This window comes from Lentzea albida (assembly GCF_900111005.1).
GTDB lineage: Bacteria > Actinomycetota > Actinomycetes > Mycobacteriales > Pseudonocardiaceae > Lentzea > Lentzea albida.
In genome coordinates this window covers 137,918-153,863 of sequence record NZ_FOFV01000015.1, presented here as the reverse complement: position 1 = coordinate 153,863, position 15,946 = coordinate 137,918, and the positions used below count along the sequence as shown (strand labels likewise).

The 15,946-nt window shown below is 65.2% G+C and carries 21 protein-coding genes and 1 tRNA gene; 4 read left to right on the top strand and 18 right to left on the bottom strand.

All coding sequences use genetic code 11. The annotated features are described in order from the left end of the window. The first annotated feature begins 30 nt into the window (after window positions 1-30). Window positions 31-103, top strand: a tRNA-Arg gene (locus BMY74_RS31715). A 68-nt stretch (window positions 104-171) separates the two neighbouring features. Here the strand turns inward: BMY74_RS31715 and BMY74_RS31710 are convergent. The 15 genes from BMY74_RS31710 to BMY74_RS31640 form a co-directional block, all read right to left on the bottom strand. Continuing rightward, complete coding sequence (locus tag BMY74_RS31710) at window positions 172-1,326, bottom strand: site-specific integrase (RefSeq protein WP_089922169.1); 1,155 nt, start codon at window positions 1,324-1,326, stop codon at window positions 172-174. After that, window positions 1,326-1,505 (bottom strand): helix-turn-helix transcriptional regulator, encoded by a 180-nt coding sequence (locus BMY74_RS31705; RefSeq protein ID WP_089922168.1) that lies wholly within the window; start codon window positions 1,503-1,505, stop codon window positions 1,326-1,328. The genes BMY74_RS31710 and BMY74_RS31705 overlap by 1 nt, the downstream gene beginning before the upstream one ends. Next, window positions 1,502-2,854 carry a replication initiator gene (locus BMY74_RS31700; protein ID WP_245786469.1) on the bottom strand — a complete coding sequence of 451 codons (1,353 nt, stop codon included), beginning with the start codon at window positions 2,852-2,854 and terminating at the stop codon, window positions 1,502-1,504. The genes BMY74_RS31705 and BMY74_RS31700 overlap by 4 nt, the downstream gene beginning before the upstream one ends. Window positions 2,855-2,870: 16 nt before the next feature. Further along, window positions 2,871-3,482, bottom strand: a complete 612-nt coding sequence (locus BMY74_RS31695) for a DNA cytosine methyltransferase (protein WP_245786468.1) — start codon at window positions 3,480-3,482, stop codon at window positions 2,871-2,873. A gap of 100 nt (window positions 3,483-3,582) precedes the next feature. After that, window positions 3,583-4,440 carry a hypothetical protein gene (locus BMY74_RS31690; protein WP_143091772.1) on the bottom strand — a complete coding sequence of 286 codons (858 nt, stop codon included), beginning with the start codon at window positions 4,438-4,440 and terminating at the stop codon, window positions 3,583-3,585. A gap of 5 nt (window positions 4,441-4,445) precedes the next feature. Continuing rightward, window positions 4,446-4,766 (bottom strand): hypothetical protein, encoded by a 321-nt coding sequence (locus BMY74_RS31685; RefSeq protein ID WP_089922166.1) that lies wholly within the window; start codon window positions 4,764-4,766, stop codon window positions 4,446-4,448. Between the two features lie 5 nt (window positions 4,767-4,771). After that, window positions 4,772-5,122 carry a hypothetical protein gene (locus BMY74_RS31680; protein WP_089922165.1) on the bottom strand — a complete coding sequence of 117 codons (351 nt, stop codon included), beginning with the start codon at window positions 5,120-5,122 and terminating at the stop codon, window positions 4,772-4,774. Continuing rightward, window positions 5,119-5,343, bottom strand: coding sequence for a hypothetical protein (locus BMY74_RS31675; RefSeq protein ID WP_089922164.1), 225 nt, complete (start codon window positions 5,341-5,343; stop codon window positions 5,119-5,121). Before BMY74_RS31675 ends, BMY74_RS31680 begins: the two co-directional genes overlap by 4 nt. Continuing rightward, window positions 5,340-5,741, bottom strand: coding sequence for a hypothetical protein (locus tag BMY74_RS31670; RefSeq protein ID WP_089922163.1), 402 nt, complete (start codon window positions 5,739-5,741; stop codon window positions 5,340-5,342). The genes BMY74_RS31675 and BMY74_RS31670 overlap by 4 nt, the downstream gene beginning before the upstream one ends. Window positions 5,742-5,758: 17 nt before the next feature. Then, window positions 5,759-5,983 (bottom strand): hypothetical protein, encoded by a 225-nt coding sequence (locus tag BMY74_RS31665; RefSeq protein WP_089922162.1) that lies wholly within the window; start codon window positions 5,981-5,983, stop codon window positions 5,759-5,761. Between the two features lie 139 nt (window positions 5,984-6,122). Then, entirely contained in the window at window positions 6,123-6,329 is a 207-nt protein-coding gene (locus BMY74_RS31660; protein WP_089922161.1) for a hypothetical protein, read from the bottom strand. Between the two features lies 1 nt (window position 6,330). Continuing rightward, on the bottom strand, window positions 6,331-7,689 hold the full coding sequence (locus BMY74_RS31655) for an FtsK/SpoIIIE domain-containing protein (protein ID WP_089922160.1): 1,359 nt from the start codon (window positions 7,687-7,689) through the stop codon (window positions 6,331-6,333). Between the two features lie 94 nt (window positions 7,690-7,783). Then, the gene (locus tag BMY74_RS31650; RefSeq protein WP_089922159.1) at window positions 7,784-7,966 is read right to left on the bottom strand and encodes a hypothetical protein; all 183 of its coding nucleotides are present in this window, start codon (window positions 7,964-7,966) and stop codon (window positions 7,784-7,786) included. A 1-nt stretch (window position 7,967) separates the two neighbouring features. Then, a complete protein-coding gene (locus BMY74_RS31645) occupies window positions 7,968-8,246 on the bottom strand; it encodes a helix-turn-helix domain-containing protein (RefSeq protein ID WP_089922158.1) in 279 nt (92 codons plus the stop codon). A 259-nt stretch (window positions 8,247-8,505) separates the two neighbouring features. After that, window positions 8,506-8,838 carry a hypothetical protein gene (locus BMY74_RS31640; protein WP_089922157.1) on the bottom strand — a complete coding sequence of 111 codons (333 nt, stop codon included), beginning with the start codon at window positions 8,836-8,838 and terminating at the stop codon, window positions 8,506-8,508. Between the two features lie 123 nt (window positions 8,839-8,961). Here BMY74_RS31640 and BMY74_RS31635 point away from each other — a divergent pair, with 123 nt between their 5' ends. Together BMY74_RS31635 and BMY74_RS31630 are read left to right on the top strand one after the other, a co-directional pair. Continuing rightward, the gene (locus tag BMY74_RS31635; protein ID WP_089922156.1) at window positions 8,962-9,801 is read left to right on the top strand and encodes a hypothetical protein; all 840 of its coding nucleotides are present in this window, start codon (window positions 8,962-8,964) and stop codon (window positions 9,799-9,801) included. Next, window positions 9,801-10,604 (top strand): PP2C family serine/threonine-protein phosphatase, encoded by an 804-nt coding sequence (locus tag BMY74_RS31630; protein WP_143091771.1) that lies wholly within the window; start codon window positions 9,801-9,803, stop codon window positions 10,602-10,604. The genes BMY74_RS31635 and BMY74_RS31630 overlap by 1 nt, the downstream gene beginning before the upstream one ends. Window positions 10,605-10,800: 196 nt before the next feature. Here the strand turns inward: BMY74_RS31630 and BMY74_RS31625 are convergent, their stop codons facing one another. Together BMY74_RS31625 and BMY74_RS31620 are read right to left on the bottom strand one after the other, a co-directional pair. After that, window positions 10,801-11,925 carry an nSTAND1 domain-containing NTPase gene (locus BMY74_RS31625; protein WP_218159804.1) on the bottom strand — a complete coding sequence of 375 codons (1,125 nt, stop codon included), beginning with the start codon at window positions 11,923-11,925 and terminating at the stop codon, window positions 10,801-10,803. A 1,128-nt stretch (window positions 11,926-13,053) separates the two neighbouring features. Next, window positions 13,054-14,631, bottom strand: coding sequence for an HNH endonuclease signature motif containing protein (locus BMY74_RS31620; protein ID WP_089922153.1), 1,578 nt, complete (start codon window positions 14,629-14,631; stop codon window positions 13,054-13,056). Between the two features lie 115 nt (window positions 14,632-14,746). Between BMY74_RS31620 and BMY74_RS31615 the strand changes: the two genes are divergently transcribed. Further along, window positions 14,747-15,130 carry a hypothetical protein gene (locus tag BMY74_RS31615; RefSeq protein WP_089922152.1) on the top strand — a complete coding sequence of 128 codons (384 nt, stop codon included), beginning with the start codon at window positions 14,747-14,749 and terminating at the stop codon, window positions 15,128-15,130. Here BMY74_RS31615 and BMY74_RS31610 read toward each other — a convergent pair. Beyond that, window positions 15,106-15,897, bottom strand: coding sequence for an NAD(P)H-binding protein (locus tag BMY74_RS31610; RefSeq protein WP_089922151.1), 792 nt, complete (start codon window positions 15,895-15,897; stop codon window positions 15,106-15,108). The genes BMY74_RS31615 and BMY74_RS31610 overlap by 25 nt on opposite strands. Window positions 15,898-15,946: the final 49 nt, after the last annotated feature.

Genomic DNA, 15,946 nt, shown 5'->3' with positions numbered 1-15,946 from the left:
ACGCGTCGTGGCCGCTTTCACACCCCTCCAGCCTCTGTAGCTCAGTGGAGAGAGCGAGGGACTTCTAATCCCGAGGTCGCAGGTTCGAATCCTGCCAGGGGCGCTACACCGCAGGTAGCAAGACTGTGGGCCGATCTCCTCGGAGGTCGGCCCAGTGCTTATCCAGTGGATTCACTCAGTCGGCTTCAGACCTTCCAGGGCGTCCGCCGCCCGGTGACCGACTGACTTCCGGTTCATGTACACGTCCTGGGTCATGCTGACCTGGGCGTGGCCGAGGTAGTCGGCGATCTCCCTCGCACTCAGTCCGGCCGCATCGAGCTGCGTCGCGACGAGGTGCCGGAAGGCGTGCGGATGCAGGCCCTCCCACTCTGAGCCCTCAAGGACGCTGCGCAGCGCCTTCCGGGTGTTGTCCGGATCCCGCAGCGTTCCTGACGAGGACGGGAACACCCACTCGCTCTCCGAGTTCGGCCGGCGTCTGCGGAGGACGTCCATCGCCCAGGCCGGGATCCTCAGCGTCCGCATCCCGGCGACCGACTTCGTGTGGGGCTGGACGAACAGCCCGACACCGGTCAGCCGGATCACGGTGCCCTCCAGCAGGATCACACCCTCGTCTTCTCGGACGCGGGTCCAGTCGAGCGCCAGGAACTCACCCAGCCGCGGACCTACCGCCGCGTGCATGTCCACCAGGTCGACCAGGTCGAGGTTCCGAGCCCGCTCATTGCCCAGCAGGTAGGCCCTCAGCCGGAGGTAGTCGCCCCACTCGATCTTCGTGAGCTTCTTCCTGACCGGCCTGGCCTTCTTGCTCTCCCCCAGCGCCCCGACCTCGCGGACCGGGTTGGTGCCTATCGCGTCGTACCGGACGTAGAGGCCCATGATCGCGGTGAGCACGACCTTCGCATGCTTGGCACTCCCCAGGCCTGCCGTGTCACGGATCGTCCGCAGGACGCGTTCTGCCGTGCCCGTCGTGATCTCTCGCCCGGTGAGGGAGCCGACTGCGTCCTTGAGGTCGCGGTCCCAGGACTCCCGATAGGTCCGCTTGGTGCGCGCGGCCTTCTTCGACTCGTCCAGCTCCGCGAGGTACTTGTCCGCGACCTCGGAGACCTTCGTGCGATCGGTGATCTCCTCCCCCACCACCGCACGAGCTCGATCTCTCAGTGCCTCCTTCAGCCGGTTCTTCGCGGCGTTCTCGGTCTTGGCAGTCCGCTCGACCTGCCGCGTCACTCCGTCGTAGTCGCGGTAGTTGGTGATCGCGCGGACCTTGCCGGCCGGAGTGCGGACGAACCAGATCTCGCCGTACGTCCCGAGTGCCATCGGTGGCTTGGACATCAGCCGGCCCCCTGCGGCTGCGACTCGAACCACGCCTTGACGTCCTCCGGGATGTAGCGGACGTACTTGCCGATCCGTCGTCCCGGAGGCCCGTAGTTCTTCGTCCTCCACTGGTACAGCGTCTGGGCAGGCACGCCGAGGAAGTCCGCGACGTCCTTGATGCCCCACAGCTTGCTCATGCTGCGTCCTCCCTTGCGTACTTGCGTTGACGTTGTTCCTTGCGGCCCTCTGCGATCGCGAGGGCGAGCGTGCGTTCGGCGTCGGTGTTGTAGCCCGAGCCCGTGTAGGTCCAGTCGTTGATCACGGTGACCGTGTCGGGGTCGTAGCCCATGCGGTCGAGGACTTCGAGGGTGCGGAAGGCGTGCCGTTCCTCGCGGATGGCTTTGAAGGTGGTGCTGTAGCGCTGGGATTTGCTCAGGAAGTGGCCGCGGAATCCGAGCATGTGCGCCCAGCGGCGCAGGTTGAGTGACTCGTAGGCGTCCAGGCCGCCGAGGTCCCAGGCCGTTTGGATCATGCGCCGGTGGTGGTCGGAGACTTTGAGGTGGGCGATGTGGAGTTCGGAGAGGATGCGGCGGTCTGCGGCTTCGCTCTTGCCGGTGCCCTTGGTGGCGTACTTGGCGACGTAGCCGGCCAAGCGGGCTTCGCTGATCTCCCCGTCCTGCTCGACGTCGGACGCGTTGCTGGGCCGGATGGAGCGGCAGTCGACCTGATCACCCCATCGCAGGACCAGGACCTCACCGTCAGGGCGGGGGACCTCCAGGCTCACCGAGCGGGCGGCGGCGCGGATGGCGTCCGCCAAGAGTTCGGGCGTGGCCCATCGGGGCGTCGGGTCGTGCGGTCCGTCGGGGCCGTCGATGCGGATGACGCCGTGGAAGTGGACGAGGCCGCGCCGCTGGTATTCGGCGACCTTGGCGTAGGACAGGCGGGCGTGGTGCTTGAAGTCGCCGGCGCGCAGCCCGGCCGCTTTCATCAGGGCGCGCTTGACGTTGCGGATGAACCGGCCCCACAGCTCACCCACGTTGGCCTGCCACAGGATCGAGCCGATGTAGTCGTAGGTGTCGGGGTCGACAGGGGTTCCGATGCGGGGGTCGTCGGGGTGGTGCCAGGAGCCGCACGAGCACGGGATGGTCTTGCCCCGGCTGCTCTGGCGTGCAGAGTGGACTTTGCCGAACGAGGGGGCGGTGAGGGTGGCGAAGCCGCGGGGCTTCTCAGTAACGGTGGTCGGGATGTTCTTGGAGCCGCCGGCGAGTCCGGCGTGCATGAGGTGGTAGGCATCTGCGGCGTAGCGGTCGGAGCAGGCCGGGCAGACGCTCTGCCGGCGATTGCCGCACGGGACCATGATGTCCCCGCCCTTGTGCTCGAGAACCTTCCCGTTCCGGTCGTGCAGCTGCCACGCGCCGAACATGCGGATCGGTTGGGCGCAGCCGCCGATGGCGGTGACCTTGTCGCGCCAGTCGCGGTAGTCGACCGAGCGCAGCTTGCGGACGATGCGGTCTTCCAGGCTGGTGGTCGGGTCTGCGGGCAGCACGGGGCGTCTCCTCTCGTCAGGCAGCGGTGGTCAGGGCAGGGAGTTGGTCGAGCAGGGTCAGCCCGATGTGCTCGGTGTAGGCAGGCGGTACGGCCTGGCGTCCTTCACGAGCGGACATCCAGCTGCAGCCCATCGCGTCGGCGTAGGCGCGTTCGTTGCTGTGGTTGAACGGCCGCAATCCCATCCGGTGGTTGCATGGTGCGGTGAGCTGGAGGCCCCAGCCGGAGGTCTCGAACGCGCGGTGTCGGCGTACGCGCAGGTCGAACATCGAACCGCAGAGCAGGAAGTCCGGCCGCAGCGGTGCTTCAGGGACGTTCTCGATCACCCACGGGGCGTATGACCTGGTGAGTGCGTCACGTGTGTCGGCGAGGAGATCGACGTGTTCGTCCTGGTCGCCGCGCCATCGGGTGACGTTGGCGTAGTGCTGGCAGGGCGGGGAGGCGTGCACGGCGTCGAACTCGTGGCCGTGTGCGGCGAGGAATTCGAGCGCGTCGCCCTGATGGAAGACGTGGCCCGCGTAGCGGGGCTGGGGGTTGATGTCGACGCCGGTGACGTGCCAGCCAGCCATGCGGTAGCCGTAGGCAGCGCCACCCGCCCCGCTGTACAGATCGAGCATGGTCGGTTGCACGGATGTCTCCTTCCATTGTGGCGCATGAGAAGCGGGGCACGGCCTGGGAAGGTGGCCGTGCCCCGCTCATGTGGGCAGCAGAGGGGTTGTGCTGCCAGGGTCAGGTGAAGGCGTGTCCGTTGCGCTGCTGGACTTCTGCGGCGATCTGGGCGGCCATGTCGGGTGAGACCCGGACGACCTGGCGGACATCGTCAGCGGTCAGTTCGCGTCCCTCGTTCGCAAGTTCGGTGGCTTTGGCCTTGACCTGGTCGAGGATCTGCGGGGGCAGCTTCACGCGGCTTGCCGTGGCGAGCACGGCAGGTCGTGATGGGGGAGCCTCGACCGTCGGCACGGCTGGTTGCGCGGTGGGCGCGGGTGATGCGTTGCGGGTGTGGTGTGCGGCGTCGCGGTAGGCGCGGGTGATCGCTTCGTTGAACTTGTGCTGGATCACCGGCATGACCTCGGCGACGCCGAACACCACGACCGGGACGATGATGTGGATGGCGAGGTTGCCGCCGTCGAACGGCTCGTTCCCGGTCAGCCACGGCGCGACCGCCGGCCACACGTTCATCACCAGCGTGGAGGACAGCAGCACCTTCTTGAGCCGCCCGACCCACACGTCGGTGATCGTCAGGCCGCGCGAGAGGATCTCCGCCTCGAACATCAGCAGCATGATCAGGATTCCCGCGAGCATCGGTTCCGCGAGCCACGCGGCCCACCACAGCGGGTCCGAGTGCTCACGGTGTCCGGCGAGAAAGTCCTGGACGCCGGCGGTGGTGAACGCGAGTCCGAGGGTGAGGAAGAACCACATGCCGCGCGTGATCGTCCGCCGCTGGGACTCGATGCGGACCGCGACCATGTCGGGGTCGTCCACCAAGCCGCGCAGATGGGCGGATTCGGCCTTGCGGCGGCGCAGGTCAACGACTCGCTTCGTGACCCCGGCCGCCTCGTTGATCTCGTCTGAGTCGTTGTCCTGCAAGGGTTTCACCTCCCAGAGCTGATGTACTCGTAGAGCTGGTGGCCGGTCGGCTGGAACACCAGCATTTCGGCGACGACCTCGGTGCCGGTCTCGCTGATGAGAGTCACGGCGTCCCCGAGACCCAAGAAGTTGCCGGTCAGCAACGCCTCGGTTGACAGGGCGCGGTCGATCTCGATCAGCCGCGCGGGCTGGAACTCGTCATCGCGGACCCAGGCGAAGTCGTAGTCGTCCTGCATGTCGACGAACAACGTCTGCTTCGCGACGAGATCCAGCAGGTACTCGCAGTCGTGCAGTACCCAGGCGGGCGGGAAGATGATTCCGGCCACCGGGCTCAGTCCTCCTTGGACAACTGCTCATGGAGCTGGGAACCGGCCGGGGTGAACACGAGGCGGTGCGCGGGGAAGGGCTCACCACAGTCGCGGGTGAGCGTGATCCGCTCCGCCTCGGCCAGGTAACCCCGCTCGATCAGGACCTGAGTCGCGGAGTCCACGTCGTCCCCGACCGACTCGGCCGGCCGACCGTCGCCGAAGTAGACCCAGACGAAGAAGCACGCGTCGTTCGCCTCGCGGGCGTAGGCCTGTCCAGGGGCGACGTACCGGAACACCTCCTTGACGTCCTCTTTCATCCAGGCCGGCGGGAAGTTCTTCCACCACGACGGGGTGGGGAACGGGATCGTGTTCATCGCTGGGTCCTTCCTTCTCGGTGTTCGCGGGACAGCCGGCGCCAGTGCTCGGCCTGTTCCTCGTGGATTTCGGCGAGGCGGTGCGCGATCTGCGCCGCATCGACCGCGTGCGCGTGGGGTAGTTCGCCGTGGTCGTTGGCGAAGCGCCGGACGATCGCGTCGTAGTCGTCGGCCAGGCTCAGGACGTCGGCCTGGGTGGCGACCGGGTAAGCGGCGGTCATGGGTGCTTCCTGATTCGCAGGGAGAACCAGCGCTCCAGCAGGCCCCGTCCACCTGGCGTAAGCCTGATCCGGTACACGCCCTTGGCGATCACTCCGTGTCGGAGCTCCACGACCGCACCGAGTTGGGCATACCGTTGCGCCAGCAGGCTTTCTACCGCTTCAGCTTCAGCATCCGAGGCGTAGCGGCACCGTTCGCCGCGCTCGATACGCACGATGCGGTCGTTGCTGTCCAGGCGTCCGTAGCGGCCGTCCCGGATCTCGCCGAGCACCTCGGCCACCACATCGGGCTTACCGCCGAACCCCGATTTCACGATAGGCCGGCCGGGAGCGGGAGAAGCCTCGGACTGCTCGACGTCCCCGCCGAACAGGTCGATCTGACCAGGCACCTCCACGACCACAGGACCACGGCGTGCCATCACTGTTCACCCCCGAGCAGCTCCGCGTGGAAGCCGCGGCCGGTGGCGGAGCTGATGAACAGCGTCAGCACGTAGTCGCGGGGCGGCCAGCCGTCCACCGCCAGCCAGTCCCCCCGGCCAGGGACCAGCACGCCGGCGCCGATCAGCGCGGTCACGGCCTGCTGGTCGTCGGCGTTGACGCGGACGGCGTTGCGGGAGTCGGTGAGCCGGTACGCGCGGTCCACGGTGAGCGAGAAGCCAGCGTGTTGCCGTCGACCTCGGACAGCAGCCGCAGCACCCGGTCACGGTCGAGGTCGTAGCAGCGGGTCAGCCAGGACGCCGGCGAACCGAGTCCGGCGAGGCGAAGCGGCGTGGTCATCGCCGTCACCGCCTGTCCGCGAGTTCACGGCGGTACAGATTGCCCAGCGTCCGCTTCAGGCCATACAGGCCCAGGGCGACACCGAGCGCTGCGAGGAGGAACGCGCCGTTGACGCCGCCCCACAGGTAGAGCACGAACAGCACCGCCGCGCCGACGAGGGCCCAGCGCACCATCTGCCACGACGCCCAAAGGGCGAAACCGAACTTCCACATCTCAGGCCACCACCTTCAGGCCGCTGGAACGGCCACTCGTCACGAACTCGATCAACTCTTGGATCTCGGAGTCGTCCACATAGGACGCTCGGACGCGCAGAGGAACGCGGGACTTCTCCTGCACCACGTAGCCGATGCCGGCCGTGCTGACGTCGTTGGAGATCTCGTCGGCCAGGGCTCCGCGCAAGCGCGCGTTCTCGCCCAGGGTCATGTCCACGTGTGCCGCACTCGTGACGCGCAGGCAGATCCGGACCGTGAACAGGTCGCGGACCGGGACGACGTCCTTGGAGGGCTCCTGCACGAAGCCGCACATGCTGTGACCGGTCGCGCGGCCCTGAGTCCCGATGTAGGACATGGCCTTGCGCATCGCACGGGTCACCGCGATCTCACCGAACCCGAGCAACGCGCCCATCTCATCCACGATCAGCAGGTTCAGCGGGGTCTCACGCGAGATCGAGAACTTCCGCTTTCCCTGCTCCGCCAACACCCGCTGGACACGTTCGAGGTCCTGCACGAACTCCTCGACCACGTCGACGCAGTCCTCAGGCTCAGCCGCGTAGCGGTAGGCGATGCCTTCGGTCTTGACCAGCTCCATCCGCTTCGGGTCCAACACCCACAGCCGCACCAGGCCGTCCCGGATCAACGGGGCCAGCGCCCGCAGCAGCGACCAGACCAGCGAGCCCTTGCCCGAGCCGGTCGCACCCGCGCCGAAGATGTGCTGACCGATCACCGGCACGCGCCAGTCGTTGCCGTACTCGTCCTCACCGATCACGACGTTGTCCAGGTCCACCGCGTCGGCGTCCCACGACAGCGCCGGAGCCTCGATGACCTCGGTGAACGACTCCCGCCGCTGGACGACGAGCGCGACGATCTGCGGGCGAACCTGCTCGATCCCGACCCGTTCGGCGTTGAGCGCGACGGCCAGCTCCTCGGTCTTGCTCTCCCACAACTTCGCCGTCTGGCCAGGGATCATCCGCACGTACACCGTGTCCACCGAGGACGCCGCGGAGCGCAGCTTGGTGATGCGAGGGACCTGGTGCTCACCGGTCTTGCGGTGCGCCGGCGCGAGGTCGACTGCCAGCATGGTGTCCCGCCACCACTTGCCCGTGTAGCGCGAGAACCAGCGACGACGCCACGCCCGCAGCACCGGGGCCGCGAAGTAGTCGAAGCTGTCCGGGTGCGCCCGGTACCAGCTCCCCAACGCCGTCAACGTGCCACCGGTGAGCATGCCCGTGGTCGAGGTGCCGAGCAGCACCGTGGAGGTCCCCAGGGCACCGGGCAGCACCACCATGCCGGGGTGCCGGGCCGTCCACAGCAAAGCCCGCCACTCAACACCCGTCTTGCGGTTGGAATACTTCATCGTGAATCGCCCTTCCTGGGGAGAAGCCCAACCCCACGAGAAAAGCGTTCACAGTCCACGTGGAGCCAGGCCGCCTCCACGCATCGTCTATTTCCTAACTGTCACTGATCTTCGATCGCACGTCCTCCAGTGCGACCACCAGAGCGCCGACCGCCTTACGTGCCCGCTCGTGCGAGGCACGGATTCCGCCGACGTCCGGAATGCCCTTGGTCGTGTCGCGCAGCACCTTCATCCCGATCGCGATCTCGTCCAGCACGTTGTCCACCGCGTACGACATGTCACTTCACCGCCCACTCGCGCGAGATCAGGTCCGCCTCGTGCTTCTTCGCCCTGGCCCGCAGCGTCCCGACCTGCTCGTAGACCTTCTTGAGCTGTGCCGCCAGTTCGTCCCTGGTCGGCAGTGAGAACCCCGCGCCGGCCTTGGCGTCGTCCACGCGCTCGATCAACTTTCCGGCCTCGATCAACCCCTCCTCCAGGGTGTCCATCGCGCCGATGAAGTGGCCGTACCGTTCGAGGGCCTTCTTGGTCTTGTAGTCCTCGATGATCTGAATCGCCACGATCGTGCACCTCCTCTTTCCTCATGGGAACCACGAAGACCACCGGACAAACGAACTGGCCGGAGGTCAACGTGAATCCCCGGCGCGAGAAATACGCCGGAAAAAGGCATGAATTGGCCCACTATGTAATTCTCAAAGAACAAAGGATTCCCCCGCTGTGCGACAACATCGCCTGCCGACGCGGATTCACGAAGGCGGTTCGACGGTCACGGGGGCCAGACCGAACGTGACGCGCAGAGCGTCACCAGCAGGGCGCAGATCAGGCGATCTTGGTCAAGCCCATCGCTCGGTAAGCGATGCCGGAGACCGTCTCGCCCCGACCGTTCTTGAACGAGTAGAACGACGCGCGAGGGTCGACCAGGTCCACGATGTCGCCCTCTTCGAACTCGTCGCCGGGGTCGGTCCCGAGGGTCACCTTGACCTCTTCGCCCTTCTCCCCCTTGGCCTTCATGAACAGCGACACGACGAACTGCTGCGCACCGTCCTTGTCCGTCACGATCTCGGTGTGGCCGTCGACCTCACGCGTCTTCAGCGTCGGCAGCTCCGTCAGCATCAGACGACGGTCGCTCAGGATGATCGACATGTTCTTCATGAGAGTCCTTCTTGTGTAGGGGGCCTAAACTTTCGGGCCGAGCGAACCCCCTCTAGTTGAGGGGGTCTAAACACAAGCTACGCCTGACCCGAAAAGCTGTCAAGGGGGGCTAAACTGGAGGGCATGACGACGCCTGACCCGGACGAGTTCGAGGCTGTGCGCACGGACCCTGACCCGATCAGGCGTGGCCAGCGAGCAGGAGAGCTGATCACGCTCTACCAGCAGCGAGCCACCGAACTTGCGCGGCTGCGTCGGGCGGCAATCGAGGAAGCGCGCTCCCGACTCGACATGAGTTACACCGAGATCGCGGCGAAGCTCGGCATCACGAAGGGACGGGTCACCCAGATCCGCAACAGTGCGCCAGGGCCTGAACGTGCCTTCTTCGGTGTTGGCCCAGTTGCGCTTGCGCTACCTGGCCGGATCATTCGCGAGCGGGACGACCTCGTCATCGCAGGACCCGATGACGCCACAGGCGCCCACCTTGCAGCAGAGCTGGAGAAGCTGGCATTTGCGATCAATGAGCGAGTCGTCCTCGATCCGCGTGACGAGTGGGAGCCCACTAGTGACGCCGTGGTCATCTGCGGCCCGGCATCCGCGCACATCGGGCATCAGCTCATGGCCGCCGACCCCTACTTGCGCATGACCATCGGCGACAACGTGCAGTGGTACCTCACCGACGAGGTCACCGGCGAACGGTTCCTCTCTCCAATGGATGAGCCGGAGCCACGCAAGGCCGACCACGCCTACATAGCACGGCGAAAACTGGGTAACTGGACCGTCGTGCACATCGCCGGCCTTCACGCCGCGGGCTCCGTGGGCGCTGCTCACTACATCACCCGCAACCTGCCCGAGCTGTTCGCCAGGTTCGGCGACAGCGAGTTCAGTATGGCTGTCACGACCGAGTTCGACGGGCTTACGCCTACCAGCATCGAGGTTCTAGTGCCGCCGAGGAGGTGGGAGTGATGTCATTCGAGGGTGCGTCACTCCCAGGAGGGCCGGGGAAAGGACACGATCGTTGGTGTACAACAGGTAGCGCCGCAATCGTCCTGGACGGAGCGTCGAGTTTCACTCCAGCCACTGCCGATGCGTCTGAGTACGTCGATCATCTGATGAGGGAGATCTCAGCCCGGATCAGCTCCCCGGAGGACCTTGGCGCCTCGCTAGGGGAAGCCATTCACGCGACCGCCAACCAACTGCGAGTGAAGGCGGGAGATGGACCTTCTTCCACCGTCCTGCTCGCCCGTGAGCGCGAGTCGCGCCTGGAGCTACTAGCGCTTGGCGACAGCACGGCCGTTGTGAAGACGGCTGACGGTGCTGTTCACCGTGTAACGGATGATCGCCTTTCCCGGACGGCGGCCGACCTTCGACGTCAGTACCGGTCGCGACTTGAAGCCGGCGCAGGGTACGACGACACGCACCGCACGTTGCTAGGCGAGCTTCAGCGCCACGAGCGTCAGCTCAGGAACACGGACCAGGGCTACTGGATCGCCGAGGCTCAACCTGACGCTTCACGCGAGGCCGTTCGGCGTGACTTCGTAATCGATGACGTCGCCTGGCTCGTCCTAGCGACTGATGGCGCTCAGCGGGTCATCGACCATTTGGGTCTGTCCTGGGAGGACATTGCCCTTATGGACAGTGCCGAGCTTGCTCAGCTACTTCAACGCCTTCACAGCTGGGAGCAGTTCGACGACCCAGCCGGAAAGTTTCTCCCGAGGGCGAAGCAACATGACGACAAGGTCCTGGTCCGCTGGCGCTCTGACTCCTAGGCGTGTCCAGAGTTTCTTCTCTTCATCAAGGCGGCCCCTGCGGGGCCGCGCGCCACTGTGCTTGAGCCCGCTTGGCAAGGGCCAGGGGCCCGGCTCCGCCACCCTGGCCCGCCAGCGGGCAAAGGCGCGCCTACACAGGCTGCGATCAAACAGAGGTAGACAAGAAAGGGGCCTAGAGCGGCACTAAGTAGTGTTGTTACACCATTCGCTCAATCAGCCGGATATAGCTACGCATACGAGGGTCTTCGAATCTGTAAAACCCACGGCCAGCCCGCCGCAAGATCGTCGTGCCGTCAGTTGATATTAGGCGCTTATAGTAGTTATTGAGAGAACCTTGAGAGATGTCTTCTCCGGTCCGCAAAATAACGGCATTCCGAACATCATTTGCGCTGAACTCATCTGAATCAAGCGATGCTGCGGCCGCGAGGATGTGTCGGTACATTGGACTCGGCGCTCGAACGCTATCGTCATAAATACGCTTCAGTGTACCCTCGGCGTCCGAAACCGCGCGATCCATGGCCTTTGACAAGTCATGAGGCATAATCAGAAAGCTGCCCTCGCCGATTGCATCTTCAGCGCATTTCAAGGCCAGGAGATGCGTAAAGTGCGGATAGCCTGCACTCAGGCGAACAATCGACTCAACAACTGACGTATCAAATCGCAGGCGAAGCGCATTGGCACCTGCAATAACGATTTCTTCAAGCTCCGCTCGTCCCATTCTCCTGAGCTTCGTCTCACGAAGACATCGCTGTACCGAAGGATGCGCCGCCGTCAGCTGATCTCCGGTCTCGGCGATACCTACGACCATCAGTTTAAGGTTTGATCCGGAGTCACTCAGGTGCTTGATGAGCTCAGCGACCTTACTTCTATCTTCATCCGAAGCGATCGCGTCGAATTCGTCTACAACAAGCAAGCCATCGAGCTCGTGCAACGATTCTGCGGCAGTCGATGGTGAAATCACATTGGAAACCGTGTAGGTATGCACGAGGTCCTGAGACTCTTCGTTTCCTATCTCAGCAAAGCCCAGCTTCAGTGAATCCTTGTTGGAAATTGCACGCGAACTAGAAACCTGTTGAAGAAGATGATCGGCACCTACGGCACGAAGTGGCTTCTGAATAATTGATTCGAAATTATCCGAGCGATCACACCGTTTTACGAAGATCGCTGGCTGCACTGCATGCAGGAGAACTTCGGACACGACGTTCGCCAGCGAACTTTTTCCGACGCCACGTTCGCCATATAGAAGAACATGCTGCCCAGGTGTATTTAGAGTCTCAACAAGTTTACTAACTTCTTCCTGGCGACCGAACAGTAGTTCCATGCTACTAATCGGCTGATGTGGGGTAAATACTGCACGGACCCCTGACTGAGCGATCGCCGACTCTTTGGAGAGCCCGAAGAAGTCGCGCCCTGGAGCGGGCAGCCTAGAGTTCGCCACTCGTCGCGACATGCGGCTGGCCTGCTTGTGTCGGCGCTTCGCACTTCTACCCACAGGCAGCAGCTTACTCAACCATGCCCTGAACAGTGTGACCGACACCACCAGGAGCGACAGGGGTGCGCAGTGTCGGTTCACCCCTCCAGCGCCGAGGGCCTGCCAAAGGTGATGGCCCGTGCTGCCCCTCCAGGGTGGTCATGATCAAATCCAGTGGTTGTCCAGACCAAAGGACGCCAGACACCCACAAATGATCGTCCACAGTGATGACTCGGGTTCGCGATCCGCGCAGATCAGAGGCCACGGCGGCAGAAGCCCACGACCAGCCGCGAGAAGTGGATCTCTAATTCCAAGGTCGCGGGTTCGCGGACAGCAAGGGTTATCGGTGAGTCGCAATACGGTAGCCGCACGGGAGCTCCCCCGCCGCCCCTGTCCCGGCCATCGTTTAACACCCAGAGAGCTGTGTCGAGAGCGCTACGCGTCGCTACGCGATGGCCTGAAGGCCACTCTCGACACAGCTCTCTGGGAGCTAAGCGCAGCAGGGACAAGGGGACGGGGGAGGAGTGGTCGGCGGTGTCGCACGCAGCTAAAGCCCCAGCTGACTCTGACCGCAACGACCGCTGCAACTGCTACGCCTAAGCACCATGGCCGGCGGTTCCCGAGCTGGACGAACACGAGAGTCGGGTAACCCGCTCGTTGCTGGCAGTGTGATGGTCACAGCCAAGCGAGGCGACCTGCCCGATCGAAGATCGTTTCCAGCAGTTACCCAGGCCAAACGATGCCAGCCATCGACAAACGATCGTCCAAGGCGACGGCCTCGAATCGCGATCTGCGCAGGTCAGAGGCCGCAACGGCAGACGACCACGAACACTGCGAGATGTGGATCTCTAATCCCGAGGTCGCAGGTTCGAATCCTGCCAGGGGCGCTGGAACATGTGGCCGCTGACCTGCGTGAACAGGTCAGCGGCCTTCTTCGTGTCCGGGCACGGGCCACGCCGTGGAGCCACTCGTGGTGCGTCAGGCCCACGTGCTCGTGACCGCGATGAAGTGGTCGGTGATCGCCTTCTCACAAGGGCCGTCAGCGAACTCGGCGCCGTCGAGCGAGGCGTAGGCGGGGTAGTCGCTCAGGGACGGGGCCAGCACGACGCGCCAGGTGGTGGGGTCAACCGCGAGCAGGTCGTTGTCGAACAGCAGATGCACGTCCGCGCGCAGCAACACGCCCTCGGTCGGGTTGTGGGTCTCGTGCTCGGCGAAATTGCGCAGGTGTGCTGCTTGCAGCACCTCGGCCGGGCAAGGGCCGGTGATCGCGCAGACGTGGCCGTACCGCTTGATCAGTGCCTTCCGGAACCCCCCTTGGCCGTTGCGCGCCTTCGTCTTGCTCTCACGTCGACCGCCCTTGGGGGCGTTTCCGTCGCCTTCGCCAGAGATGGCGCTGCGCGCTGATTTCACCTTTGCTGCGGTACGGGCCTCAGCCTCCAGAGAGGGCAGTGGCACTGCCACTTGTGCCAGCATCGCTTCGAGCTTGCCGAGCTCGAGAGGCCGAATGGTGTTTTCCCACGCCTCGTCGGTGCAGGCTTCCTCGACCTCGTCTGCGGTGATGGCTCCATCGAGTGCGCGCCAGGTACCGCCGTAGTACGCGACGTACTGCGTAACGGTGATGTGCTTGGTGCTCGGTTCATCGAACTCGTGGTTGCAGCCCTCACGGCGGCATCGGTGACGAGGGCGCTGCTTCCCGCGTTCGTCGAACTGTCCGCTCTCGCAGTGAGGGCACACCTCCTGCTGCCTCAGCACACCGTCCTGGCGGTCGATGCGGCTGATCCGGCCGATGCCGAGCACGTCCTCGCTGTCGCGGATGACGATCACATGGCCTTCGCGGACCTGGTGCGCGCGGTCGGCCTCGTCGTCGTACACGTAGCTCGACCCCAGGACGTCCAGATCACCGCCGTACTTCCGCTCTCCTTCCCCGAAGAAGAGCATCCAGGCCTTCGGTTCGTGTTCGGCCCGGATCTCCGCCGCCCGGCGGTGCATGGATGCCGGGTCAGCCTCGAACTCCGCAACGATGACGTTGTCCAAGGCGCCGCCGCGGGTCCTTTTACCCTTGTAGCCCGACAGCCTGGTTCCCAGGTCGAAGAGCTTGCGCTGCACGCTGTTGGCCGAGCGGAAGTTCAGGCCGCGGTCCTGCGGAGCGTGGAACGGCAGCTGCTGCAGGAACGCCGCGAGCTCCTGCACGGCCGGATCGTGGAACCGCTGGGCCACCTTGTCGTTCGAGAACAGCTGCGAACAGGCCAGGGTGAGCTCCTCGCGCGTCCACTTGGGCGGGCGCAGTTCCTTGACCTCGAAGTGCAGCGCTTCCAGCGTCTGGTTGACGAGGTCGTCGTCTCCCACGTCCTGCGGTTTCAGAGGCGCCTGGCCAGGTAGGTGGCCGTGAGCGACAGCTGTGATCACCCGTGTGCCGTACCTACGTCCGCCGGCGGCGATCACGTAGTTGCGCAACTGGTCGAAGCCGTGGTGGTCGCAGAACTCCGCCAGCCCCATCCGGTCGTGCTCCGCCAGCGCCGCACGCACCGCATCAGCGGTGATGTCCCCAAGTCCCACCTGAAGACGATTTCAACCGAACGCCGAGCAAACAGCCGCCAGATGCAGCAATGGAGGAGCGCGGCACGGCGGTGGTCGGCGTACGCCCGAAAGACCTCGGCTGAATAATCGGCACGTGGACAAGACGCGGTTGGGTGTTGGGCTGGTCGTCGGCGTGCTCGTGCTGCAAACGGTGGCGAGCCTGGCCTGGAGCGCCGACGCAACGCTGACCGGCATCGCCCTCGCCTTCAACGCCGTGGCCGCGGTGTCCACCTTCCTCTTCGTCAAGCGGGGCGGCACGGCCGCCTGGGCGGTGGCCGGGTGGTGTGCCGGGTTCTTCGGGTGGCACGTGCTCGGGCTCGGTGAGCTGGCCGGCTGGTGGACGACCGGGCTGGAGGCCGCGTTCATGGTCGGCGGCGGGTACCAGGTGTCGGTCGTCTACCAGGCGGTGCTGGCCACGGCGTCCGGATTTGCCGTGCACCTGTTGTTGCCCCGTCAGCGCCAGGTGTCCGAGACGTAGGTGTCGAAGCTGGTGGCCGGACGGCCGAGGAGGCGGGCGATGTCGTCTGTCGGGGTGACCAGGAGGCCTGCTCGCATTGCGTCGTAGAGCGCGTTGAGTTCTGTCGCCACCTCTTCCGGTAGGCCTTCTGCCAGGAGGTACGAGCGGTACTCGGCCGGGGTCAGGCGGGTCAGGGTCTTGCGGTGGCCCGTGGCGGCGGAGATCTTGGCGACGGCCTCGTCGAAGGTCAGGGCCTGCGGGCCGCTCAGGTCGTAGGTCTGGCCGTGGTGGTCGTCCGTGGTGAGGGCGAGGGTTGCCACCTCGGCGATGTCGCGGACGTCCACGAACGGTTCCGGGGTGTCGTCGACCGGGAGGGCCAGGTCGGCCGCGGTCCAGGCCTCTTCGGAGAAGTTCTGGCTGAAGTTGTTGGCCCGCAGGATGGTCCACGGGGTGCTGCCGGTTCGGAGGGCTGCCTCGGCGGCGTGCATGCCTGGTGCGAAGGTCGTGGGGACCTGGTCCAGGGAACGGCCGGAGAGCAGGACCAGGCGGCGTACGCCCGCGGTCGTGGCCAGGTCTGTGAACTGTGCCGCGTGCGCCGGGTCCTGCGGGGCGATCAGGTACACGGCGGTGACCTCGTGGAGGAACTGCTTCCAGGTCGTCGGGTCGTTCCAGTCGAAGCCGGTGGCGCGGGACGCCCTGCGCGGCGTCACCCCTGCGGCCTCGAGGGAGTCGACCACGCGGCGGCCCGTCTTGCCCGTTGCGCCCAGAACCAGGATGTCGTCTGTCATGAGGCCAGCCAACCGCGAGGGCCGCGAAGGCAACATGGGTGAGAGTTCA

Bases quoted from the DNA above. Each gene is read 5' to 3' on its own strand.
- BMY74_RS31650 (WP_089922159.1), bottom strand. From the start codon at position 7,966: ATGTCGTACGCGGTGGACAACGTGCTGGACGAGATCGCGATCGGGATG.
- BMY74_RS31630 (WP_143091771.1), top strand. From the start codon at position 9,801: ATGTCATTCGAGGGTGCGTCACTCCCAGGAGGGCCGGGGAAAGGACAC.
- BMY74_RS31635 (WP_089922156.1), top strand. From the start codon at position 8,962: ATGACGACGCCTGACCCGGACGAGTTCGAGGCTGTGCGCACGGACCCT.
- BMY74_RS31675 (WP_089922164.1), bottom strand. From the start codon at position 5,343: ATGACCGCCGCTTACCCGGTCGCCACCCAGGCCGACGTCCTGAGCCTG.
- BMY74_RS31655 (WP_089922160.1), bottom strand. From the start codon at position 7,689: ATGAAGTATTCCAACCGCAAGACGGGTGTTGAGTGGCGGGCTTTGCTG.
- BMY74_RS31640 (WP_089922157.1), bottom strand. From the start codon at position 8,838: ATGAAGAACATGTCGATCATCCTGAGCGACCGTCGTCTGATGCTGACG.
- BMY74_RS31710 (WP_089922169.1), bottom strand. From the start codon at position 1,326: ATGTCCAAGCCACCGATGGCACTCGGGACGTACGGCGAGATCTGGTTC.
- BMY74_RS31680 (WP_089922165.1), bottom strand. From the start codon at position 5,122: ATGAACACGATCCCGTTCCCCACCCCGTCGTGGTGGAAGAACTTCCCG.
- BMY74_RS31610 (WP_089922151.1), bottom strand. From the start codon at position 15,897: ATGACAGACGACATCCTGGTTCTGGGCGCAACGGGCAAGACGGGCCGC.
- BMY74_RS31660 (WP_089922161.1), bottom strand. From the start codon at position 6,329: ATGTGGAAGTTCGGTTTCGCCCTTTGGGCGTCGTGGCAGATGGTGCGC.
- BMY74_RS31705 (WP_089922168.1), bottom strand. From the start codon at position 1,505: ATGAGCAAGCTGTGGGGCATCAAGGACGTCGCGGACTTCCTCGGCGTG.
- BMY74_RS31625 (WP_218159804.1), bottom strand. From the start codon at position 11,925: ATGGAACTACTGTTCGGTCGCCAGGAAGAAGTTAGTAAACTTGTTGAG.